A 23,345-nucleotide genomic window follows, 5' to 3' on the forward strand; every position below is an offset into this window, starting at 1 on the left:
ATGTATCTGCAACACTTCAGGCTGACTGAGACGCCGTTTTCGCTGACGCCCAATACAGGATTTTTCTTTGGGCTGGCGCCCCATGTGGAGGCGCTGCAGGTGCTGCAGGCTGCGCTGCAAACCGGCGAAGGTTTTATCAAGGTTACAGGTGAAGTGGGCACAGGCAAGACGCTGATTTGTCGTAAATTGATGAATGAGCTGCCTGAACGTTTCCGCTGTGCTTATGTGCCCAACCCTTACCTGACACCTGCTGAGCTGCGCTGGGCAGTAGCGATGGAATTGGGCATTGAATACAGCAAAGAGGTGGATCAGCAGCAACTGACTCAGCTAATCCAACAAAAACTGGTTGAACTGGCGTCTGAAGGACTGCATACCGTGTTGGTGCTGGATGAAGCCCAGGCTTTGCCGGAAGACAGTTTGGAAGCTCTGCGCCTGTTCACTAATCTGGAAACAGAGAGCCGTAAATTGCTGCAGGTGGTGCTGTTTGGTCAGCCCGAATTGGATCAACGGCTGGCTGAAGACAGATTCCGCCAGCTACGGCAGAGAATTACGTTCAGCTATCAACTGCGTCCTCTGACGGCTGTCGAAGCTCAGGGCTATATCAATCACAGGCTTAACGTCGCTGGCTACCAGGGACGACCTCTGTTTACCGGCCGTGACAGCCAGATGATCGCCAAGGCTTCCAGAGGTATTCCCCGATTGATTAATGTGCTCAGCCACAAGGCCATGATGCTGAGTTATGGTGAAGGCGATGACAGAATTCGTCGTCGTCACATCAAAGGTGCCATTAAAGATACAGAAGATGCTTCCCAGTTGAACCGGCAGGGAATTTTGATCGCTGCTGCAGTGAGTATTTGCGCGCTGACCGCTGCAATTGTGTGGAGCGTAACGAGTCTATGAGTGTAATTAACCAGATGCTGAAGGATCTGGAATCCAGACAGCAGCAACATCAGGTCACCAATTTAGAGTCTGCAGCTCAGGCGCGTCTGCCTCAGCAGCCCAAATCCAGAGTTTGGCTGTGGGTTCTGCTGTTGGTAGCCATAGTGGCGGGCACAGGGGTAACCATCTACCTGTGGCTGCAATTGCAGGCTAGTTCGCCGAATGATCAGGATGCCCGACAGCAAACTCAGGCACAGACATCTGAGCCACAACCAGTGGTCAATAACGACAAGCCAACAGTCACCGGCTTGGCGCAGACAGATGAACAGGCCCTGACTCAGGTCGGTGAAGGCGCGGAACAATCGCCTCAGTTAGCAGCGCCAGCTCGAGACACTGTTCAGGCAGAGCCTGCCGTCGCCTCAGCTGTCCTTAATGAGGCTGGTACAGAAACAGCTGCTGCTCAGCAGTCCAGAACAAGTATTGCCGCCAAGCTGCCTGCCAGAGAGGAGGCTGTTGCTGACACCTCTGTACTCCCCAAAGAACAGCCGTCTGCAGAGGCAAAGGTTAAGCCAGAACCCAGAGTTACTGTATCCAGGCCGGTTCAATCCGCTGCAGTGAATACTGACAGGGGTAGTGATAAGCAGGCCGGGCAAATGGCGGTGACACCTGTGCCTATGTCTCCGGCAGAGTTGGCTCAAAAGCGTTACGAGCTGGGTGATAAAGCTCAGCAAAATGGCGACTTTGAGCGAGCCAAAGCTGAGTACATGAGGGCGCTTGAGTACAACCCAGGATTACACAGTGCCAGAGAACATCTTGCGGCGATCTTCTATGGTCAGGGTGAGCTGGAACAGGCTGCTTCTACTCTGATGCAGGGGCTGGATGCGTTTCCGGAACATCAGAATTACCGCTTGCTGCTGGCTCGGGTTTATCAGTCAGCCGGTCAACTGCAGCAAGCCTATGACAACGCCCTTTTGATGCAGGCCAGTGGTGTTCAGGCGATAGAAAAATGGGCTCTGATTGGCGATTTGGCTCAGGGGCTGAATCGTAACGATCTGTCTGAGCAGGCATACGACAGATTGCTGGCATTGCAGCCGGGACAGAGTCGTTGGTTGATGGCCAAAGCCTATGCGGTGGATCTGCAGGGCAGATACGCTGAAGCTGCAGGAGTTTATCGGAATGCCCTGGCGGCAGGTGGGCTGTCAGACAGCGCGACCACTTTTGTACAGCAAAGATTGGAGCAGTTGGGAGCTGTGGAATGAAGCCAAAATTAAAAATGCGTCTGGGTGATCTGCTGGTACAGGAGCAGATCATCTCTGAAGATCAGTTGATGCAGGCGTTGGCAGAGCAGAAAAAATCCGGTCAGAAGCTGGGGCGTGCACTGATCACCCTCGGATGTTTGACCGAGGAACAATTGCTGAAATTCCTGTCCCACCAGATGAACATTCCATTTTTGGATGTCAGTCGCCGGGCTGTACCCGCCGCTGTGGTCAACCTGCTGCCGGAAGTACAGGCTCGTCGTTATCGGGCCCTGGTGGTTGAGGACAATGGCGATTCTGTACTGGTGGCCATGAGTGATCCGGCAGATCTGCAGGCGATCGATAACCTCGAGGTGTTGCTGACTCCCAAGGCGATATCCCTGGCGGTGGCTACCGAAGCCCAACTGATGGCTGCCTTCGATACCCTGTATCGTCGTACCGGCGATATTGCGGCTATGGCGGGTAAACTGGAAGAGGAGTACGCCGCAGACGATATGTTTGACCTGGGCGCTCTGACCCAGACAGACAGTGACAGCGAAACCACAGTCGTTAAGCTGCTCAACTCTATTTTTGAAGATGCGGTGCAGATGCGGGCATCGGATATCCATATCGAGCCGGGTGAGAAGGTGCTGAGGATACGTCAGCGTATCGATGGTCAGTTGCACGAAAACACCCTCAATGAGTCAAATATTGCCGCCGCACTGGTGCTGAGACTTAAGCTGATGGCTGGCCTGGATATCTCAGAGAAACGTTTGCCGCAGGATGGTCGCTTCCATGTGGATATTAAAGGTCACGCCATTGATGTTCGTATTTCCACCATGCCGATTTATCACGGCGAGTCAGTGGTAATGCGTATGCTGGATCAGTCGGCGGGCCTGTTGACGTTGAATGAAACCGGTATGCCACAGGATATTCTTAACCGGGTACGTAAACAGATACGTCGTCCCCACGGCATGCTGCTGGTTACCGGCCCTACGGGTAGCGGTAAAACCACCACGCTTTACGGTATTTTGAGTGAATTGAATACTGCCGATCGCAAGATCATCACGGTCGAAGATCCGGTGGAATATCAGCTGCCAAGGATTAACCAGGTGCAGGTGAACCATAAAATTGGCCTCGACTTCTCCAACGTACTGAGAACCACCTTGCGTCAGGATCCCGATATCATCATGGTGGGTGAGATGCGTGACCAGGAGACAGTGGAGATCGGTCTGCGAGGCGCATTGACGGGTCACTTTGTTCTCTCGACTCTGCACACCAATGATGCCGTCACCAGTGCCCTGCGTTTGCTGGACATGGGCGCGGCCCCCTATCTGGTTGCCAGTGCATTGCGGGTGATTATTGCCCAGCGTCTGGTGCGCCGGGTTTGCCAGAACTGTGCGGTTCCCTACGAACTGACACCTCAGGATTCTGCCTGGCTGTCCAGCATTACCCCGGATGATTTCTCCTCTGCGCCACTGAAACAGGGTGTTGGCTGCCAAAGCTGTAACGGCAGTGGCTACCGTGGCCGTATCGGTATCTTCGAGATTCTAGAGCTGGATGAGATCATGGTCGAAGCAATGCGCAGCGGTAATCCTCAGGATTTCGCCAAAGCGGCTAAAGAAAGCCCCAACTTCACGCCTTTGTCTGAATCGGCGCTGTACTATCTTCGTCAGGGTATGACCACTATCAGTGAAGTGGCCAAGCTGGTGGAAGATGCCGGTGGCGAAGTGCCGGAAGAGCAGTTGGCTGAGGATAGATAATGGCTAAGTTCAGCTATCGGGGAAGGGACAGGCAGGGAGCCACTATTAAGGGGCACCTCGACGCAGCCAATGAATCGGCTGCGGCTGATGTATTGCTGCAGCGAGCAATTATCCCCCTTGAGCTGAGAGAAGTTAAGGATGGCCAGGGCTTTGATCTTCAGAGTTTGATTGGTGGTCGCCGGGTCACCTTGGATGAACTGCAGATTTTCACCCGTCAGATGTACTCTTTGACCCGCTCAGGCATTCCCATGTTGCGGGCGATTGCGGGCCTGGCTGAGACTGCCCACTCTCAGCGGATGAAAGATGCGCTGAATGATATTTCTGAGCAGTTGATTTCGGGACGCCCGCTATCGGCAGCTATGAATCAGCACAGAGACGTGTTTGATACCCTGTTTATCTCTATGGTTCATGTGGGGGAGAACACGGGTAAGCTGGAAGAGGCCTTTAAACAGCTGTCCGGTTATATCGAACGCGAGCAGGAGACCCGCAAGCGGATTAAAGCCGCCATGCGTTACCCTGTGTTCGTACTGTTCGCTATTACCATCGCCATGGTGGTTTTGAATATTTTTGTGATTCCAAAGTTTGCCACCATGTTCTCCAGATTTGGTGCCGAGCTGCCATTACCGACCCGGATTTTGATTGGCACGTCGGATTTTTTTGTCAGCTATTGGCCATTTATGTTGGTGGTCGCCGGTGGTGTCATCTTCGGTATTCGTTACTGGATGAATTCGGAGGAGGGGCAGAAAAAGTGGGATCGTTGGAAGCTGCATATGCCTGCAGTGGGCTCCATTATTGAGCGCTCTACCCTGGCAAGATATTGCCGCAGCTTCGCCATGATGATCAGCGCCGGTGTTCCCATGACCCAGGCGCTGAGTTTGGTAGCGGATGCAGTGGATAATGCCTATATGCACGATCGAATAGTGGATATGCGTAAGGGTATTGAGTCCGGTGACTCACTGCTGCGGGTATCCAACCAGAGTAAGTTGTTTACTCCTCTGGTACTGCAAATGGTGGCCGTGGGCGAAGAAACCGGACAAATAGATCAGCTGCTGAATGATGCTGCCGACTTCTACGAAGGCGAGGTTGATTATGACCTGAAGAATCTGACTGCCAAGCTGGAGCCCATACTTATTGGTATTGTGGCCGGTATTGTATTGGTGCTGGCGCTGGGTATTTATCTGCCAATGTGGGATATGCTCAACGTGGTCAAAGGTGGAGGTTAACGGATGGATTCATCCGAAGAATCCGCCGGTCGTCTGCAGGGCGTTTTTCGGCAGATGGTCGCAGTTGTGCTTTTGCTCTTGGTGTTGGCGGTACTGGGTTACAGATATTTTGAGGCTGTCCCCGGGGTTGTTGCCCAGGGGCTGCAGTTAGAGCAGACCCGACTGTTGAATGTATTGGCCATGACCCGCTCCAAATGGCTGGGAGAGGGCAAGCCACCAAAGCTGACCCTTGCATGGGTGGAGCGAGTGGATATGGCAGGAACCAGTGATGATGAGGCCGTCTCTTTGGAGCACAGTCGTCCATCACAGGTTGCTATGGCTGATGGTGGCTGGCCTTTGCCCCATGAGCAGAGTCAGTCAGGCTGTGAAACCTTATGGTATCAATTGCTTGGCGTCCGGCCTGACGGTGAGGATCTGCTGGTTGAGTATGATGCAGACTCCCGCGCATGCTGGTTTATGGCACCGGATGGCAGTCGCCTCAGCTATCAGCTGCAATCCGGTGAGGTGACTTTTTTAACGGGTGGCAGATGATGATCACAATCTGCTTTTTAATGTGAGATTAATTGGTAAAATGGACAGGTTATAGTCTATGGGGGAAGGATGAAGAGACAACAGCAGGGTTTCTCTCTGATCGAATTGGTTATTGTGATCGTTATCCTCGGGTTGTTGGCTGCTACGGCCATTCCCAGGTTTTTGAACGTCACTGACGATGCAGAGAACGCAAGTGTCGACGGTGTTGCCGGTGGTTTGGCTACTGCCGTCGGCTTTGTGCGTGCACAGTGGGAAGTAGAAGGTCGCAACAACGACAATGTGGTGTTGGATGGCAGCCGGGTGACTCTGGATAGCCGTTTCGGTTTCCCTACCGGCGCAGTAACAGGCGGTACTCAGGTCACCAATGCTACGCAAATGACGGATACCTCCTGTCAACAGGTGTTTAACAATGTTTTGCAAAATGCACCACGAAATGTGTTATACAATCAAGATGCTAGGGATAAGCGTTATACAGTAAAAGTGCTGGATGGTGCTGGTGGCAGCGGCATCTCCATTGATGGTGAAACCGTAAACAATCTGGATCTGTGTTTATTCCACCAGGTTGCGTCGTTAAAGCTTGACCCAAATACGGGGATTCCGGAAGGAACGCTGGATCTTTCTCTCGGGAAAGGTGTGGTATACAACCCGGGTACGAGTCAGGTGTTGAGCTTTACCAACTGATAATTGCGTAAAGCGTTTTGTATTTTGTCACTACTGGTGGCAGCTAAAGTAGAGAAGGTTGAGTTATGAAAAGACAACAAGGTTTTACCCTAATCGAACTGGTAGTAGTGATCATTATCCTCGGTATTCTGGCGGTAACCGCTGCGCCTAAGTTTATTAATCTGCAGTCTGATGCTCGTGTGTCTGCCTTGGAAGGAATGAAAAGCTCAATCCAGGGCGCCAACAGTCTGGTTTACTCCAAAGCAGCTCTGTCTGGAGAGCAAAATGAATCTACTTTTGATCTAGATGTAGGGACAGGGACAGATGTTGCTATCGCATATGGCTATATGCAAGCGACATTGGCTTCGATTGAAGCGGGTACTGATGTTACATTTAACGTCGGCACCAGTGCGACCGATTCCACTATAGTGACTGACAACAATGCTGATTGGACTATATTTGCTGATTCAGGTGTTGCAACTATATGGCAAGTAGGTGCTCCAGATACATGTCGTTTCACTTACACACAAGCTGCTGCGCTTAATGGGACTCCTCAGTATTCTGCTGTTCCTGCAGCGTCAAACTGCTAATTAGTCTGTTTATTAAAAGGCCTGCCCAGCAGGCCTTTTTTGTATCTATGCCATGAGTTTGTCATACTCACTAGTAGTGTTTTTTACAGTGCTGTCAGCCGCTTGCCCTGTGGCGAGCAATATCGTTGAGGAGAGGCCCGGTGCCGGGAATCATCAAACCTCAATCGGGATTTACCCTGGTTGAACTTGTAGTCACCATTTTGCTAATCGCTATATTGTCGGTTACCGTACTGCCGCGCCTGTTGTCTTCCACCAGTGTCAGCAGTTTTACCCTGAGAGATGAAGTGATTGGGGAGTTGCGCAAGGCACAGTTGATGGCGCTCAATAATGCCGACCGCTGTTATCGATTCAACGCCACTACCTCAGGCTATCAAATTGTTCATTACAACGGCCGCAGCGGTGACCTTTGCAGCGGCACTGTCGAACGTACCGATGCGCTGCAGGATCTGCCAAGAGGAACATCCCTCACCCTGACTCCCAATGCTTCTCAAACCTTCTTCCTCGACTTTAACCGTCTTGGGCAGGCCTTTTGGGGCGCCGGATCTGTGTGCGCCGGTAACTGCTTACAGATAACCGCCGATGACACTACGAGTATTGCCATTGAAGCCCAGGGGTATATCCATGAAGGCAGTTAAATACCGGTCGCAGGGTTTTACCCTTATCGAAATGGTCGTTGGCATGATGGTGCTGGCGGTGGCCCTGGTGATGTTGGGCACTATGCTTTTCCCTCAGGCGGACAGGGCGGCAGACACACTGTATCGGGTTCGCAGCGCTGAGCTTGGGCATTCTGTAATGAATGAGATATGGGGCAAGCGCTACGACGACAATGCTGATGCCAATGGTGGCACGCCCTGTGGTACCAATGGCTTACCCGCCTGCACGACAGTGCCTGGTCCGGAGGCTGGTGAAAGTCGGGATGACTGGGATGATATTGATGACTACAACGGCATGAACCAGAACTCTCAGATGTTGGACTCCAGCCAGACTTATGCGGATATTTATCCTGGCTATGGTCTGGCGGTCTCCGTGGGCAGCGGCAATACTACCCGTTTGATTACAGTGACGGTAACCACGCCTAATGGCGAAGCGATTACCTTCAATGGTGTCAGGAGTAACTATTGATGGTTAAGCGTCAGTTGCATCAATGCGGTAAAAAGAGCCTTTATCAGCGCGGTTTTACCCTGGTGGAGATGGTCACTGTGATTATCATTCTGGGGATTCTGGCGGTGGGCGTCACCAGCTTTATCGTGTTCGGTACCCGGATTTTCCTGGATTCTACATCCGTGGATCAGGTGTTAAGTCAAAGCCGGTTTGCCCTTGAGCGAATGACCCGTGATATCCGCAATGCCGCACCCAACAGCTTAAGAGTGCGCAGTAATGGCAGCCTGTGGCAGTGTTTGGAGTTTGTTCCTATTGAGGCAGCATCCAACTATCTGTCGATGCCGGTATACCCCAATGCCGCGTCCAATTCGGGGACGGCCATTGTGGCGCCGATGACTGTCAGTGCAAATTATATGGCGCTGATATATCCGCTGGTAACCTCTGATGTTTACACCAACCCTGAATCGACTACAGGTAAGCTGTTTTCCATCAATTCTGTGTCCACAGCAGCCAATGTCACTACCTATACTTTTAACCGTAATGTGCAGTTTGCTGAAGCATCACCAAGACAAAGATTTTTTTTAGTATCCCAGCCCATCAGCTATTGTTTTATAAGGGGGGGAAGCAGTGTGAGCCTTTATCGGTATGCAAACTATGGCATTAACAATCCTACTCAGCTTGCTCCATCTGCTATGGGCACAGGAGTTCTAATGGCTGAAGGTATCACCAATGATCTGGCGGCAGATGCACCGATTGAGTTGGAGCCGGCGACCCTGGTGAATAATGCCATTGTTATGCTGACTCCTGAATTCGAGGCTGTGGGTCAGAAGTTTAGATATCAACAACAGGTACAGGTGGTTAATGTCCCGTAATTTTATGCGTTCCAGACAAAGTGGCAGTGCGCTTGTGGTGGGCATTTTTATCATCACAGTGATGTTTGTGCTTACTGCCGCATTGATTCGGGTACTGGGTGATGCTGATGACAACGTCAACCTGGAAGTCTGGGGCACAAGAGCCTTATTGGCAGCTAATAGCGGCGCGGACGCGGCTTTGGCCCAGCTATTTCCCCCCGGAGGCAGTGCAGCAACCGATTGCAGTGCAGTGGGAACCAGCTGGACGCCACCCAATCAACCCGGATTCAGTGGCTGTAGCATCAGCGTCGGCTGCAACTTGATAACTGTGAATTTTAATGGCGACACCCTGCATCAGTTCACTTTGTCCAGTAATGCCGTTTGTGAGGCGGGACAATGCAGTGGCGGGGCAGGGGGAACCAGCAATTGCTTACGGGTAAACCGTATGGTGGAGGTGCAGGCGCGTGTGGACTAGCCTCAGGGCGATAGGGATATCAATCGGGATGTGGCTGGCAATGATAATGCCAGCATGGGCGTTGCCGTTATGTGAAGATGTTTTCACTGAACCACCCCAGGGTAATCAGGGGCTGAATACCCTGCAACCTCCCAGTGGTATTTTGGCCCCGCCGCTCAGTAATTTCACCTGCAACAACAATGCTACCTGTGACTTTCCACAGGGAGATACAGATTATAATAACGCGACCTTCAGCAATGGCTCTAAACTGACGACCAATGGTCCAACTACTCGCCTTTATCTCAATTCTCTATCGTTAATCAATGCTGACATCAATGTCGATGGTGACCCCGAAGACTTATTTATCTATGTTGCCGGTAGCCTGAGTGTTTCAGGGCAGAATGACATTAACGCTATTATTTATGTGAACGGCTCCGTTAGTTTTTCCGGAAACGCCTCTTTGAACGGAGCTCTTGCCTCTGGAGGAGCACTACAAGTTACGGGGAATACCGATGTTGATATTGACATTGGCTCGCTGGATGACGCTCAAATCAGTGATGTTTGTGCATCAGCGTTTGACCTTCAATTCGGAAGCACGTCTCAGCGCACAGTAACTTTTGCACGGGCATATCCTACTGGTGTTACTCCTCTGGTTTTCCTAATGCCAACGATAGATGCTGTTAGCCCTGCATCAGATGGCCCTGCTTCGCTGTTTTTAACCAGTGTCAGTGGCACAGGTTTCAGTTTCGAACAGCGGCAACCTTCTGGTTCTGACTTTGGCGCGGAGACGATGACAAATGTTTCCTGGATAGCTGTGACGCCTGGTACTCATACACTCCCGAATGGAGATGTTCTGCAGGCTGGTTCTGTGATAACCAATCGCTGGCTTAGAAGGAACAACGGCAGTTATGAAACAGTGAACCTGGCTTCTGGGTTAGATGTCGCATTACATCAGCTACAGTCCCGAAATAACAACTGCTGGTTGACTTCAACTTCTTTGCTGAGTAATCAAAGTATTCGTCTGTCTATGGATATGTCTCAGGTATACAGTAGTCGCCGTTGCCAACCGGGGAATATTGACCAGAATAATCTTGCCAATGAAACCATTGCTTACCTCGCACTGGATTCTGGCTCTGGCAATATGACGATTCACGGTGAGTCAATCAATTATCAGTTTGCCAATTTTAATATAGGTAATAACTCCCAGCTGTCTCAACAATGTGCCTTCAGCTCTTCGCTGACCGGATTTAGCTCACCTCCGGTATTAGTCGCTGGTAAGACTTCCCGCAATAGCTCTGAAGGTGGATGGCTCAGACGATGTCGTCTATCCAACTCGGCGGTTTCTATGGTGATAGATGAAGATCAGTTCAGAGATTCAGAGCGAAATCATACAAGGTTAGAGACCTATAGTGTCGCTGCCTTTGAAGTTGATGACAGTGACCCGTTAAAGTGCTTTGGTGACTCCTTTAGCAGTGGCAATATCAGCGATGACTGGGAGATTACCAAGCTGGGTAATTCGGTATCCCCCTCCATTGTCGGTGGCCGTCTGCGCATTACCGAAGATATCGGTGATCAGGCAAATTCCTTGACCTTCCAAAAATTGTTTCCTGCTGCTGATAATCTAGTGGTGGTAGAGTTCGATTATTACGCCTGGTCTGAATTTTCGGGCACGGGAGCTGACGGTGTCACCGTGATTTTCTCCGATGGGACTGTTGACCCCAGGCCCGGTAGTTTTGGGGGCTCCTTAGGCTATGCTCAGCGTAACAATGGTGATCCCGGTTTTGCTGGTGGTTGGATCGGTGTAGGTCTTGACGAGTGGGGGAATTTTTCAAACCCCACCGAAGGGAGGATTGGCGGGCCGGGGTTTCGTCGCCAGGCAATTGCAATTCGCGGTTCAGAAGCTTCAGGCTACCGTTATTTGGCAGGTACAGCTGCGGGGTTGTCTCCTGCAATTGATGTACGGGGTACCAACACTGCTCAGCCCAATCATAGATATCGAGTCAAACTGGATTCAAGAACCGCCGGTAGCACTATTGTTTCGGTTGAAAGAGATACCAGAAATGGAGCGGGCTATGTCGAGTTGGTGGCTCCTTTTGATGCACAGGCCATTGGGGGGCAAGGTGTTGTACCTGAAGACTTTATGTTGTCGCTGACAGGATCAACGGGGGGAGCTTACAATAACCACGAAATCGACTTTTTTGAAGTGTGTGCCATCAAGGCCAATGATTTTGGTGGAAATGTCGATCATTTCGAGATCTCTTATTCATCCTCTCCCCTGACCTGTACACCTGAGGTAATGACCATTCGCGCGTGCGCCGATGCCAGTTGTAGTCAGCTAGTGACTGATCCGGTAACGGGCACCTTATCGCTTAGTGATTCCAGTATTGCTAACTGGGTAGGTGGTAGTGGTTTTAATTTGGTCAATGGCAGTGCACAAATCAGTTTGCAGGGTTTATCTACTTCGGCCGTGACCATTGGCGTGGAGCGGTCTAATCCTGCCGCCGATAATCCCGTATTGTGCAGTCGTGGTGGAGCAACGCCCACTGCTGCCCAGTGTCAGCTGAGTTTTTCCGACAGTGGATTCCTGATTGATGTGCCCGATAAGCTGGCTGGTCAGCCTGTTACTGCCAATATCACTGCTGTACGTTCGTCCGACGATGCGCTGGTGTGCACTCCGGCTTTCGCCAGTGTGAGCAAAGATATTGAATTCTGGAGCAGTTATAACTCTCCTGCGGCACCTGTTCCGGTTGGGGCTCAGCCTCAGGTAGCTCTGTTTGGCAACGATATAGGTCGAACTCAGGGTACAGCGTCAAGCATCACGGCCAGTTTTAATGCCCAGGGACAGGCTCAGTTGACACTGGATTATCCCGATGCCGGAAGCGTGAATTTGAATGCCAGTTATTCAGGAGCGGTAGGGGATGATGATGAGGGTTTGACGTTCACCGGCTCAGGTAGTTTTATCAGTGCCCCAGCAGGGTTGTGCGTATCTCCGGAGTCAAGCTGCAGTGCGGCAGACGGAACTTGCCCGGTATTCAAGCGCGCCGGGGATACTTTCAAATTAACTGTCAGCGGCAGAGCCTGGGTGGCTGCCGATGATGGTGACCTCTGCAACAACCCTGTGACGCCGAACTATGCTCATGCCGGTATTCAGCTGGGCTCTCAGTTAGTGGCTCCTGTAGGAGGCGCAACCGGGGCAATAGGCCTGACAACCTACAACCATTCTGTTGCTGTCACCGGAGAGCAGGAACTTGATCAATCTATCAGTGAAGTTGGAGTGTTTCGTTTCAGTGCAACTCCGGCTGCAGATTATCTGGGCAGTAGCAGTGCTGTGGCAGATATCCCGGCTGCTGTAAGTGAGCCGGTCGGACGTTTTGTACCTGCCGAGTTTTTGTTGTCGACTGTCTCCCTGACCCCTTCCTGTGGCAGTGGCGGCGCTGCATTCAGCTATATGGGACAAGAGTTTTCTGTCAGCTTTACAGCCACCGCAAGAAACCTGCAACAGGCGCAAACTCAGAACTTTGTTTCCTCAGCCTCAGCCTCCGCTAACTTTGCCAATGCCACGGCGCTTTTTGCTGCCGAAAATGCTGATTCCGGCGTGGATTTGGCAGCCAGACTGAGTGCGGTACCGTCGCTGAGCTGGGTTAATGGTGTGGCCACTGTCACTGGCCATGCAGTGAGTTTTAACCGTCCGACAGCGCCGGGTATTGATGGGCCATTTGTGTCTCTGGATACCGGCATCATTATCCAGGATGGTGATGGCCTGGCAGAGATGGCCAACCCGGATATGGATGCCGGCGGCAGCGGTATTTGCAGCGGTTCCGCCTGCACATCTGTGAGGTTGGGAAGCCAACAGGTCTTGTTTGGCAGATTGGCCATGGACAATGTGTATGGTCCTGAGTCTGCACTGTTGCAGATGCCACTGCGCGCCGAGTACTGGAGTGGCAGCAGCTGGGCGACCAACCTGTTGGATAGCTGCACTGCTCAGGGCTCGGGTATTTCGGGCTTCAACCCTGCATTATTGTCTGCGGTAGATGACAGTAATGGATATAGTTATGACCCGGATCTTGGTACTGGCCAGGCCATTACTCGCAGTGGATCAGGAACTCTGGTTCAGGGGCAATCAAGCTTACGATGGCAATCCACGGGAAGCACCCTGTATCGCGGCTGGATACAGGCACCTCTGGCTTCACCCTCCTGGCTTAAATTTTACTGGAACTGGGATGGCAGCAGTCCAACCCAGGCTCAGGATCCAAGATCCAGTGCTTACTTTGGCACTTTCAGGGGGCATGACAAGAAGTTGCACTGGCGAGAGCAGTAGCAAAAAAGTGCTGCAGGTACGCCATAAGTTGCCTGAGTGGGGGATGCAGGAGTACGCTGTGTAACACAGTGATACATATGCCGCTTATTTGCCCGGTTTATTACCGGCTGCGGTTTTTGCAATAAGGCGCGTCCCATGGGCTGTATACGGCCACTCTCCGTCAACTATCTGATCATGACAGGGCTGGCACTGCTCTGCTGGTTTATCCCGCTTTCTTCCGCGCAGGCCTTACCTGCCTGCAAGCAGATCTTCACCGATCCTGTAACTGGCCTGCATCCCAATGCTTTGACCCCTCCCAGAGATCTGCGTAGTGCAGGCAACATCAGCTGTCATATGCTGTCATCCTGTCCTGCCAGTTTCCCAGATGAGTTTGAACCCGGTGATTACAGATTTGGCAATGGCCATTTCAGCGGTATCTCAGCCGTTGAAGCAGAGGACAGAAGTGTGCGTCTTTACTTCGATAATCTGTATCTGGATGCCACCTGGTTCAATGTTGATTATGGCTTTGGTGATGCCGCCAATCTGGTGATCTATGTATCGGGCAACCTGACCATGCGCCACGGCAGTAAAATTCATGGCGTGGTTTATGTGGGGGGCAGTGCAGATATTGATGTGACCTCTGAGATCACCGGCGCACTCTCTGCCGGGGGCGCAATGGCTCCCTGGTGGATAGACAGGGTCGATGTTGATTTGGATGATGTTGCCAATGCTGACTTTGGCCCTTTGTGTCCCTCCGCCGTCAAGACCGGCTTACCGCTTCAGTTTGGCCAGGCAAGCCAGCAAGCCGTCAGCTTTGACAGACCCTTCCCACCGGGCACTAAACCTCTGGTATTTCTGATGCCGCGTATTACTGCCTCCAACCCTGGGCGCAGGGCTCCCGCATCGGTGTTTTTAACCAGTGTGGACAGGTATGGCTTCAGTTACCGCAGTAAGACAGCACCGGGCAGCAGTGGGGTGGCGAGAGTGACTCCGGTTGACTGGATTGCTGTGCTGCCCGGAAAGCACTGGCTTAAGACTTCCACCGGCAAGCGTTTGATAGTCGCTGGCCGTGAAGAGATAGATACCGTCAACCGGGGAGGAAAACGGGGGCGTTTTGAAAGCCTTGATCTGGAACCCGGATTGACCACTGTATTGACCCAGTTGCAAACCAGCCGCAATAACTGCTGGTTGACCAGTGTGGGGCTGAGGCCATCTGCTTATTCTGATGAACTGTGGTTGGCGATGGAGAGCTCAGGTGCTGTGCGGGGAAACCGTTGTTATCCGGGTGGGGTAAATCTGAATCATCTTCAGGATGAGGATATCGCTTTCCTTGCAATGGCGCCGGGTAAAGGCGTGATAGACACACCCGATGGCGAGGTGCGCTTTCAGGCCGGCAGTGGCGTCAATGTCTCAGGATACAACGCCAGCCTGTCTCGCCAATGCGCTTATTCTTCGCCGCTTGCCTCTGGCTGGTTCAGCTCCGCCCCAGTGCTGGTGTCGGGTCTTGAGTCCAGAAATGACAATGATGGCGGTTGGCTGCGGATGTGCGGTATCAACGCCAATGAAGTCAGTATGGTGGTGGACGAAACCGCCAATCAGGATCGGCATGATAATCAAGAGAACTTTGGTTTCCTGGCGCTGGAAAAGCCAACTGAGCCGGAGATGACCTGCCTGCCGATCGATACCTTTTCCCGCGATACACTGGGCAGCAATTGGGTCTCTGCCAAGCTGCCGGGCTCCGCTTCACCCGGGATCAACAACGGTCGACTGGTGATCACCCGTAAGCTGGGTGATCAGGCTGCCTCTTTGACTTACAGATATCTGTTCCCGGCTGACGCCAATGCCATTCGGGTTTCGTTTGATTATTACGCCTGGCACCAGAGCGCCGGGCGGGGCGGTGATGGTGTCGCTGTGGTGTTCTCCGACGCCAACCAATCTCCTTCACCGGGTGGCTTTGGTGGTGCGATGGGATATGCCCAGCGAATGCGGGATGGCAAGCAATTCCCCGGTTTTCATGGCGGTTGGTTGGGTATCGCCCTTGACTCCTGGGGCAACTTTTCCAGTTCTGAAGGTGGCAAGGTGGGTGGTGCAGGTTCTCGTCCCGACACTGTGGCAATGAGGGGCGCATTTAATACCGGGTACGCCTATTTGGGGGGCGCGCCGGGTAACAGCCAGAGTACCGCAAAACTGAGCCCGCCATTGGAGCAGGCCAACAGTTCGTATCCTGGTCCGGGAGATCACTACAGTTTCCTGCTGGATACCCGCAGTGCTGATCACAGTTATGTTTCCGTGGACAGGGTGCTGGCAGGCAATGGTCGTCAGCAGCGCATAGTCAACAATATGGATATCACCCAAACCCTATCAGGACAAAGACAAAGGCCAAATAACTTCTATATCTCGCTGACAGGCTCAACCGGACAGGCATTTAACGAGCACGCTATTGATAACTTTCAGGTGTGCGCCTTAAAGTCTCAGCCAGTGGAGGAGGAGGTACATCACTTTGAATTCGATTACTCAGGTTCCCCATTGGCCTGCGCGCCTTTGGCTGTGACCGTCAGGGCTTGTGCCAATGAAGATTGCAGTGAACTGTACACGGATGACGTGCGGGCAGATCTGCTGCCGCGAAATTCAGGCTCCGTGAGCTGGTTGAATGCCAATCAACAACCGCTGGGTACCAATACTGTCAACATACAGGGAGGTGAACGCAGGTTGTTCCTCAGGCAAACCAGTGCAGCGCCTGAGGATGTGGTGAGCCTGGATGTTGGTAATTCTTCCCCCGCGACTATGCCATACAGCCAGACCCTCTGTTTCAATGGGGGAACCCGGGCCAGTTGCTCAATGAACTTTGCCGAGGCGGGATTTATTCTCGATGAGGTGGCGACCTACGCCGGGCGACCTGCCACTATGCGTTTGCAGGCGGTTCGCAAGTCGGACAGCAGCCTGATGTGCCAGCCTGCGTTCGCCAACCAGAGTAAAGATCTCTACCTGTCAGTGGAGCACCATCAACCCCGACTGCCGGTAGACCCTTCCGCAGATGGCCTGAAAATCAGGCAGTCCGGTGGTAAAACGGTGACACTGCCTAAAGTCTCCCAGGCGCCTTTGCTGACCCCGGTGAAGTTTGACAGCCAGGGTATAGCTCATCTGGAGCTGACATACCCTGATGCCGGTTGGCTTAATCTGAATGCCAGTTATCAGGGCAAAGGAGATGACACTGGTCTGGTGATGCGCAGTACCAACGGTAATCTGCGCAGTGTACCTGCAGGCTTGTGTCTTACGCCTCCTGCTGGCGCCGTGTGTCGCCTGGGTAATCCTGCGGGCTGTAAGCCCTTTGCGCGTGCAGGAGAAGGCTTCCAACTGGTCATATCAGCCCATGCCTGGCAGTCAGACTCAGACAACAAGTATTGTGATAACCCTGTGACGCCGAGTTTTGCGATGCCAGATATCAAACTGGGTAGCGAGCTGGTGGCTCCTGTTGGCGGTGAAACCGGTAAAACCGGGATGACGGAGCAGGACATCAATCTTGGTGGGGTTGCCAGATTTGAGCAGTCGATAGATGAAGTAGGCGTGTTCAAATTCAGCGCATCCAATCCTGAAAACAAACAAGGGCAACCTATCTATTATCTTGATGCAGGGCTCCCTGTGGGGCAGGCTCAAACACCGGCAATAGGTCGGTTTGTGCCCGCCGCATTCCGAATTGGCGATAGCGTGATCGCCCCAGGTTGTAATACTGGTTTCAGCTACATGGGGCAACCTTTCGGGTTGGGCTTTACTGCCACGGCGCTGAATCTTGAATACCATCAAACCTTTAATTATCGGGGGCAGTACGCAAAAGGTATCGCGGCCCTGCAGGCTGAAAACAGTGACGATGGCATATCACTGAGTCACAGGCTCAGCCCATTACCGCCTCTTGTTTGGCAACAGGGCAAGGCCGTGGTGGCGTCAACCCAGACAATCCATTTTGGCAGGCCACCGGCACCAGGCCTTGATGGACCCTATGAGCAACTGGCTGTGGGAATCGCTATAGATGACAGGGACGGTAATATGGCGGTGATGGCTGGCGCTGACATGAACTCAGATATACAGGGGGATTGCCATACTCTGGGTTGTGGCGCTGTTGCCCTTGGCACGCAGAAAATGCGTTTTGGCAGAATGCATATGGAGAATGTCTATGGACCGGAAAATGCTGATTTGGCGATGCCTGTTCTGGCAGAGTACTGGGATGGTAAACATTGGCAACTGAATGAGCTGGATCAGTGCTCCAGCCCCTTGTCCGTATCCCTGCAACCGAGCACACAATTCAGGCCTGAATTGAAATTTGGTCAGCGGGTGTCCAGGAGTTTGCCTCAGGGGCAGACTCACATCAGTAACGGCAGGCTGAAGCTAATCTGGCATAATCACTTTGCACCTTCCGCGCCGCAGGATAGTCGGTTCTACCGTGGAGAGGTGAGTGCGCCTTTGGCTGTGCCGGACTGGCTGAAATTTTATTGGGGTTGGCAGAAGTCTGACGCTCTCCAGGCCACAGACCCAAGAGGCAGTGCTTTTTTCGGTCGCTACCGGGGGGATGATAAGGTGATCTATTGGCATGAGGTAAAATAACCTCGGCTTTTTAGGCGCTTTGTTTGAACGAAAGTAATAATTTGCTGGACATTGCCTCTCAGGCAGAGACAATCTTCTGTAGGATTGTCATCATTTTGTTGTATTCGGTTTGCTACCAGCCTGAGAGGTCAGTTTTGTTTGCCCCCTTTATAAAAAGAGCCATATTAATGGTCGCAGTGGCTACATCGTGGTGGTCAACAACAGCTGTTGCGGCTGTGCAATGTGATGATATTTTTACCGACCCTCCTACTGGTAACCATGGCGATGCTTTGGTGCCTCCCCCTCATCTTTGGCCGCCTAAACAGGGCTCTTATCTTGAGTGTATCAATGATAAACACCTTGGCGGCAATGTTTGTACTACAGAACGTAAAGCCGGTAACAACAATCGGAATTGGTTTCCTGCTGTCTTTAATGCTGGCGACTACGTTTATGAAGAAGGTGTTGTTAAAAATAAAGCCCAGCTCTTAATGCCGGAGGTATCGGCCAGACTCTATTTCAAAACGCTGAATGTGGATAATGGAGAGTTGAATGCCGAACATGATGAGTCACACCTTGTGATTTATGTTGAAGACTCCATGAAGATTGCCGGTCAGTCGGAGATTAATGGGATTCTCTATGTGGCAGGTAACCTGAATATAGAAGGTAACGCCGAGGTCGAGGGCGGTGTGGCAGCTGGAGGATCATTGATCGTCAACGGCAATGGTGAAGTCGACTTTGAACAAGAGGCTATAGATAACGCCGACTTTGGTGGTATGTGTGAAAACAAGCTCAAGCCCGAGTCTTTCCATTTTGACTATGGAGTCAGTGAACCCACTAATGGTAAGGGGCAAGTCAGGTTTGAGACTCCTTTTCCTCAAGGGCAAAAGCCTTTGGTGTTTTTAATGCCCACCATCACCAGCGCTAATCCAGCAGCAGATCGGCCAGCATCACTTGAGTTGACCCATATTGACCACCTTGGCTTTACCTACGAGCAAGGGGCAGCGCCAAATTCTTACAACAATACAAGCTGGAAGCCAATGCCAGAGGTGCATTGGTTGGCAGTCAACCGTGGTGAGCACAGTTTTCCCAGTGGGCCGGATTTTAAAGCTGGGCTGCTCACCGCAAAAAATGCTCTGGGGCTGAGTAATAATGCCTGGATGCCGGTCACTGGAAAGAGTCGTTACTCGGTATTTTTAACTCAAAGACAGGACGACACTCAAAACTGTTGGTTGACTTCAACAGCAGAACCTACGGTGACTGGGTTGAATTTGGCCTTGGATACCTCAGAAGTTCGTTCGTGGAGTGGCGGCAAAATGCGATGTCGCCCGGGTGGTGCATCCAAGCTGAATGATGTCCCGGTTGCTTACATGGCGATTACCGGTGGCATGGGTAAGATGTTCCTTAATGGGCGATGGATAGCTTATGACTTTGGCCAGGGGCAAAACTTATCCAGAAACGGTGCTCAGGAGCCTGCTCAGCAGTGCGAATATCTCAATGACTTCAGGCAGGACTTCTCTGCACCACCGGTTTTTCTCGCAGGTAAACATAGCCGTAATGGCGGCAATGGAGGCTGGTTACGTCGATGTAAGCTTGATGAAAACAGTGTGTCTATGGTCGTTGAAGAGGATCAGTACTCTGACGCCGAGCGCCGTCATGTGAGGGAAACCTTCGGTTATGTGGCGCTGGAGCGACTTGATACTCCTGAGCAGCCTATACACCATCTGGAACTGAGTTACTCAGGCAGTCCGCTGGCATGTGCGCCATTGTCTGTCACGGTAAAAGCCTGTGACAATGCCGACTGCAGTCAGCTCTATCCCAATCCTGTGGTGGTGAATCTGGGCTCTGATAATGGCAAGGCGAACTGGACACCATCCAGTCTGAATATGACAGGCAGTGCTACGGTTTCTCTCAGCCACTTTCCGACGACACCTGTGACCCTGACTGCAGGTTCACCTACTACCTCTGTACTTAATAATACGCTTTGCCGCGCTGATGGTGGGACGGCGTCTGAGGCTGCATGTACACTGAGTTTTGCCGAAGCTGGCTTTGTGATTGATGATCTCAATAGCTATGCCAATAAACCCGGCAGTGTGAATATCAAAGCGGTGCGTAAGAGTAATAATGGACTTGAGTGTCAGGCCGCTTTCTCCGGTCGAACCAAAGAGGTCAATCTGTCGAAACAGCATGTCACCCAGGTAGCGCCCAGTTCCACAGCGGTATTGACCGTGAATGGTGGCAGTGTAGCGCAGTCGCCAAATATCCACAGACTCGACTTTGATGATGATGGTGTTGCCAGTGTGGAGTTGCAATATCCGGATGCCGGACACCTTGTACTCAAGGCCAGTTACTTTGGCTCTGGTGAAGAAGATGGCCTGGTGATGCACAGTGTGAACGGTAACCTGCGCAGTGTGCCCTACGGTTTGTGTGTCACCGGCGAGCGGCGGGGCGAATATAACGCATTAAGTGATACTGCTTACATGACTGCGGGTAGTCAGTTCCCAGTTTCTGTATCTGCTCATGCCTGGGCTGAAAACAGCTCCCGGGTATGTGGCAATCCGGTCACACCCTCGTTCCAGTATGAAAGTATTGAGCTTAACAGCGAGTTTGCCGATGTATATGTGCCTGCGCCGGAGCAGGGAGCGTCGTGGCACGATGGCATACTGACTCCCGGGCAGTATCAACACCCTTTAGGGGATGACCACCAACTGCAGGTCGCGCAGAATGAAGTTGGTGTGTTTTATCTCTCAGCTTCTGTTCCCGCAGGGCAGACCTACCTGAATTCCGGACTGAGCATTCGGTCTGAACCTTCTGCTGCTATGGGGCGCTTTGTTCCCGCCCTGTACCAGGTGTCAGGTGTGAGTATTACCCAGGGGTGTGGTTCCTTCAGTGGCGGTAACGCCTTTACCTACATGGACCAGACTTTCCCATTGTCATTGGTGCTGAAGGCTCAAAATCAGCAGGGGCAGCAAACCCTAAACTATCAGGGATGGTTGGGACGGGCTTATGCGTCTTTGGTGGCTGAGTCCGGTGATACCGGCCTTAACCTCAGCAGTCGTCTGACTGTTCTGCCCACGCTTGATTGGCAGGCGGGACAGGCCAGCCTGGCTTCTCAGCCAATCAGTTTCAGTCGTGTTGCAGCACCAGGGGCAGATGGACCTTATCCTGTGCTCAATCTGGGGGTGGATATACTGGATGGCGATGGAAGGATGGGCACTGTCGCCGATGCAGATATGAACCCGGACACCTCTGGAACTGGTGGCGGAATGACGGCCAAAAAACTGGATACCCTGGATTTGCGCCATGGCCGGGTGACATTGCAAAACAGCTATGGTCATGAGTCTGCAACCCAGAATATGCCATTGGCGATAGAGCAGTGGACACCTGCGGGTTGGCGGGTAAACAGTGATGATGTTTGTACCTCTGTTTCTCCTGCGGCCGGGACTGACATTAACTCAGGCCTGGCGACCCATGAAACAGATACAGAACTGGGTTATGTGTATCTGCCTGCAATCACTCCCGGGCAAGGGGTCAGCCGCAGCGGCACAGGAGTTGTCAACGGCGGACGATTTGATTTGCTCTGGCGTACCTTCACTTCTGGTTCTGCTGCCACTTACCGGGGTAAAGTCACGGCTCCGGTTGAGGTTGCTCCCTGGCTTCAATGGTACTGGAACTGGCAGGGAGATCGTCCGCAGCAACTACAGGACCCAAGAGCCAGTGTGGTGTTTGGTCAGTACCGTGGACACGATAAAGTGATTTTCCACCGTGAAGTGAGATAACTCAGCCAGTTCACTGAACTGGTGCAACTGGGATAAAACTGACATTTCTTACGCTTTTGGGGTATTTGGACTAAAGTTGCGAATTTTTGATGCTATCCATGTCGCTGACAGCTGAGATGCAATGGTTTTTCCTGTCAGGCTATTGGCAATTGTCCCGCGTTTTGACGCTGGTCACAGGCAGATGATGCAGTGAAAAGTGTCGAAAATATCGGGATATCTAAAATTACAGCGTATAACCGTAAAAAAATTTAACTCATTAGCGATTGTTAACCTCTGCGCTATTGTGGAAACTGGGGCGCATTGATAAAGTTAGCTGGTTTGAATTCTCAAGACTCCACCGATTACAGGCTAGATACATGTTCAAAAAGCTGCGAGGCGTTTTTTCCAACGATCTGTCGATCGATTTGGGTACCGCGAATACTCTGATTTACGTACGTGAAGAAGGTATTGTCCTGAATGAACCATCTGTGGTTGCAATCCGCGGTGAGCGCACCAGCAACGGTCAGAAGTCCGTCGCAGCTGTGGGTACCGAAGCCAAGCAGATGCTGGGCCGTACTCCGGGCAACATCCAGGCCATTCGTCCAATGAAAGACGGCGTAATCGCTGACTTCTACGTGACTGAAAAGATGCTGCAGCACTTTATCAAGCAGGTGCACAACAACAGCTTCTTCCGTCCAAGTCCACGTGTACTTGTGTGTGTGCCTGTTGGCGCAACTCAGGTTGAGCGTCGTGCCATTAAAGAATCTGCCATGGGCGCAGGTGCCCGTGAGGTTTACCTGATTGAAGAGCCAATGGCGGCAGCAATCGGTGCAGGTCTGCCTGTATCTGAAGCAACTGGCTCCATGGTAGTGGATATCGGTGGTGGTACCACTGAAGTTGCCATTATCTCTTTGAATGGTGTGGTTTACTCGTCCTCTGTCCGTATCGGTGGTGACAAGTTCGATGAAGCTATTATCAACTATGTACGTCGTAACTACGGCAGCCTGATCGGTGAAGCGACTGCAGAACGCATCAAGCACACCATAGGTACTGCTTATCCAGGCGAAGAAGTGCTGGAGATCGAAGTACGCGGTCGTAACCTGGCTGAAGGTGTACCACGCAGCTTTACCCTGAACAGCAACGAAATTCTGGAAGCTCTGCAGGAGCCTCTGTCCGGTATCGTCAGCGCTGTGATGGTGGCACTGGAGCAATCTCCTCCGGAACTGGCTGCCGATATCTCCGAGCGCGGTATGGTACTGACCGGCGGTGGCGCCTTGCTGCGTGACTTGGATCGTCTGCTGATGCAGGAAACCGGCATCCCAGTGATGGTGGCGGAAGACCCGCTGACCTGTGTGGCCCGCGGCGGCGGTCGTGCATTGGAAATGATCGACATGCACGGCGGTGACCTCTTCTCCGAAGAGACCTAAAGAT

15 protein-coding genes are annotated in these 23,345 nt (G+C 52.1%); all 15 read left to right on the plus strand.

Annotated features, from left to right (window positions below):
• The 15 genes from L2725_RS00360 (at nt 1) to L2725_RS00430 (ending at nt 23,341) form a co-directional block, all read left to right on the plus strand.
• Nucleotides 1–900 carry an ExeA family protein gene (locus L2725_RS00360; protein ID WP_249247026.1) on the plus strand — a complete coding sequence of 300 codons (900 nt, stop codon included), beginning with the start codon at nt 1–3 and terminating at the stop codon, nt 898–900.
• On the plus strand, nt 897–2,138 hold the full coding sequence (locus L2725_RS00365) for a tetratricopeptide repeat protein (protein WP_249247028.1): 1,242 nt from the start codon (nt 897–899) through the stop codon (nt 2,136–2,138). The genes L2725_RS00360 and L2725_RS00365 overlap by 4 nt, the downstream gene beginning before the upstream one ends.
• A complete protein-coding gene (locus L2725_RS00370) occupies nt 2,135–3,877 on the plus strand; it encodes a GspE/PulE family protein (protein WP_249247029.1) in 1,743 nt (580 codons plus the stop codon). The genes L2725_RS00365 and L2725_RS00370 overlap by 4 nt, the downstream gene beginning before the upstream one ends.
• The gene (locus tag L2725_RS00375) at nt 3,877–5,100 is read left to right on the plus strand and encodes a type II secretion system F family protein (RefSeq protein WP_249247030.1); all 1,224 of its coding nucleotides are present in this window, start codon (nt 3,877–3,879) and stop codon (nt 5,098–5,100) included. The genes L2725_RS00370 and L2725_RS00375 overlap by 1 nt, the downstream gene beginning before the upstream one ends.
• A 3-nt stretch (nt 5,101–5,103) precedes the next feature.
• Nucleotides 5,104–5,631: a hypothetical protein gene (locus L2725_RS00380; protein ID WP_249247032.1), complete on the plus strand. Its 528-nt coding sequence runs from the start codon at nt 5,104–5,106 to the stop codon at nt 5,629–5,631.
• Between the two features lie 69 nt (nt 5,632–5,700).
• Nucleotides 5,701–6,312 (plus strand): pilin, encoded by a 612-nt coding sequence (locus tag L2725_RS00385; protein WP_115138305.1) that lies wholly within the window; start codon nt 5,701–5,703, stop codon nt 6,310–6,312.
• A 65-nt stretch (nt 6,313–6,377) separates the two neighbouring features.
• A complete protein-coding gene (locus L2725_RS00390) occupies nt 6,378–6,881 on the plus strand; it encodes a type II secretion system protein (RefSeq protein ID WP_249247035.1) in 504 nt (167 codons plus the stop codon).
• Between the two features lie 140 nt (nt 6,882–7,021).
• Nucleotides 7,022–7,516: a prepilin-type N-terminal cleavage/methylation domain-containing protein gene (locus L2725_RS00395; RefSeq protein WP_249247038.1), complete on the plus strand. Its 495-nt coding sequence runs from the start codon at nt 7,022–7,024 to the stop codon at nt 7,514–7,516.
• Nucleotides 7,503–8,003: a type IV pilus modification PilV family protein gene (locus L2725_RS00400; RefSeq protein WP_249247041.1), complete on the plus strand. Its 501-nt coding sequence runs from the start codon at nt 7,503–7,505 to the stop codon at nt 8,001–8,003. The genes L2725_RS00395 and L2725_RS00400 overlap by 14 nt, the downstream gene beginning before the upstream one ends.
• Entirely contained in the window at nt 8,003–8,854 is an 852-nt protein-coding gene (locus L2725_RS00405; RefSeq protein WP_249247045.1) for a PilW family protein, read from the plus strand. The genes L2725_RS00400 and L2725_RS00405 overlap by 1 nt, the downstream gene beginning before the upstream one ends.
• A complete protein-coding gene (locus L2725_RS00410) occupies nt 8,844–9,308 on the plus strand; it encodes an MSHA biogenesis protein MshP (RefSeq protein ID WP_115138301.1) in 465 nt (154 codons plus the stop codon). Before L2725_RS00405 ends, L2725_RS00410 begins: the two co-directional genes overlap by 11 nt.
• Nucleotides 9,309–9,354: 46 nt before the next feature.
• A complete protein-coding gene (locus tag L2725_RS00415) occupies nt 9,355–13,605 on the plus strand; it encodes a DUF6701 domain-containing protein (RefSeq protein WP_249247050.1) in 4,251 nt (1,416 codons plus the stop codon).
• Nucleotides 13,606–13,740: 135 nt separating this feature from the next.
• Nucleotides 13,741–18,180: a DUF6701 domain-containing protein gene (locus tag L2725_RS00420; RefSeq protein WP_249247053.1), complete on the plus strand. Its 4,440-nt coding sequence runs from the start codon at nt 13,741–13,743 to the stop codon at nt 18,178–18,180.
• 215 nt (nt 18,181–18,395) lie between these two features.
• Nucleotides 18,396–21,935, plus strand: coding sequence for a polymer-forming cytoskeletal protein (locus L2725_RS00425; protein WP_249247054.1), 3,540 nt, complete (start codon nt 18,396–18,398; stop codon nt 21,933–21,935).
• A gap of 356 nt (nt 21,936–22,291) precedes the next feature.
• The gene (locus L2725_RS00430; protein WP_115138297.1) at nt 22,292–23,341 is read left to right on the plus strand and encodes a rod shape-determining protein; all 1,050 of its coding nucleotides are present in this window, start codon (nt 22,292–22,294) and stop codon (nt 23,339–23,341) included.
• Nucleotides 23,342–23,345: the final 4 nt, after the last annotated feature.

Source organism: Shewanella corallii (assembly GCF_023349125.1).
GTDB lineage: Bacteria > Pseudomonadota > Gammaproteobacteria > Enterobacterales > Shewanellaceae > Shewanella > Shewanella corallii.

Bases quoted from the DNA above. Each gene is read 5' to 3' on its own strand.
- L2725_RS00420 (WP_249247053.1), top strand. From the start codon at position 13,741: ATGGGCTGTATACGGCCACTCTCCGTCAACTATCTGATCATGACAGGG.
- L2725_RS00370 (WP_249247029.1), top strand. From the start codon at position 2,135: ATGAAGCCAAAATTAAAAATGCGTCTGGGTGATCTGCTGGTACAGGAG.
- L2725_RS00430 (WP_115138297.1), top strand. From the start codon at position 22,292: ATGTTCAAAAAGCTGCGAGGCGTTTTTTCCAACGATCTGTCGATCGAT.
- L2725_RS00385 (WP_115138305.1), top strand. From the start codon at position 5,701: ATGAAGAGACAACAGCAGGGTTTCTCTCTGATCGAATTGGTTATTGTG.
- L2725_RS00405 (WP_249247045.1), top strand. From the start codon at position 8,003: ATGGTTAAGCGTCAGTTGCATCAATGCGGTAAAAAGAGCCTTTATCAG.
- L2725_RS00410 (WP_115138301.1), top strand. From the start codon at position 8,844: ATGTCCCGTAATTTTATGCGTTCCAGACAAAGTGGCAGTGCGCTTGTG.
- L2725_RS00360 (WP_249247026.1), top strand. From the start codon at position 1: ATGTATCTGCAACACTTCAGGCTGACTGAGACGCCGTTTTCGCTGACG.
- L2725_RS00415 (WP_249247050.1), top strand. From the start codon at position 9,355: ATGCCAGCATGGGCGTTGCCGTTATGTGAAGATGTTTTCACTGAACCA.
- L2725_RS00375 (WP_249247030.1), top strand. From the start codon at position 3,877: ATGGCTAAGTTCAGCTATCGGGGAAGGGACAGGCAGGGAGCCACTATT.
- L2725_RS00380 (WP_249247032.1), top strand. From the start codon at position 5,104: ATGGATTCATCCGAAGAATCCGCCGGTCGTCTGCAGGGCGTTTTTCGG.
- L2725_RS00400 (WP_249247041.1), top strand. From the start codon at position 7,503: ATGAAGGCAGTTAAATACCGGTCGCAGGGTTTTACCCTTATCGAAATG.
- L2725_RS00390 (WP_249247035.1), top strand. From the start codon at position 6,378: ATGAAAAGACAACAAGGTTTTACCCTAATCGAACTGGTAGTAGTGATC.
- L2725_RS00365 (WP_249247028.1), top strand. From the start codon at position 897: ATGAGTGTAATTAACCAGATGCTGAAGGATCTGGAATCCAGACAGCAG.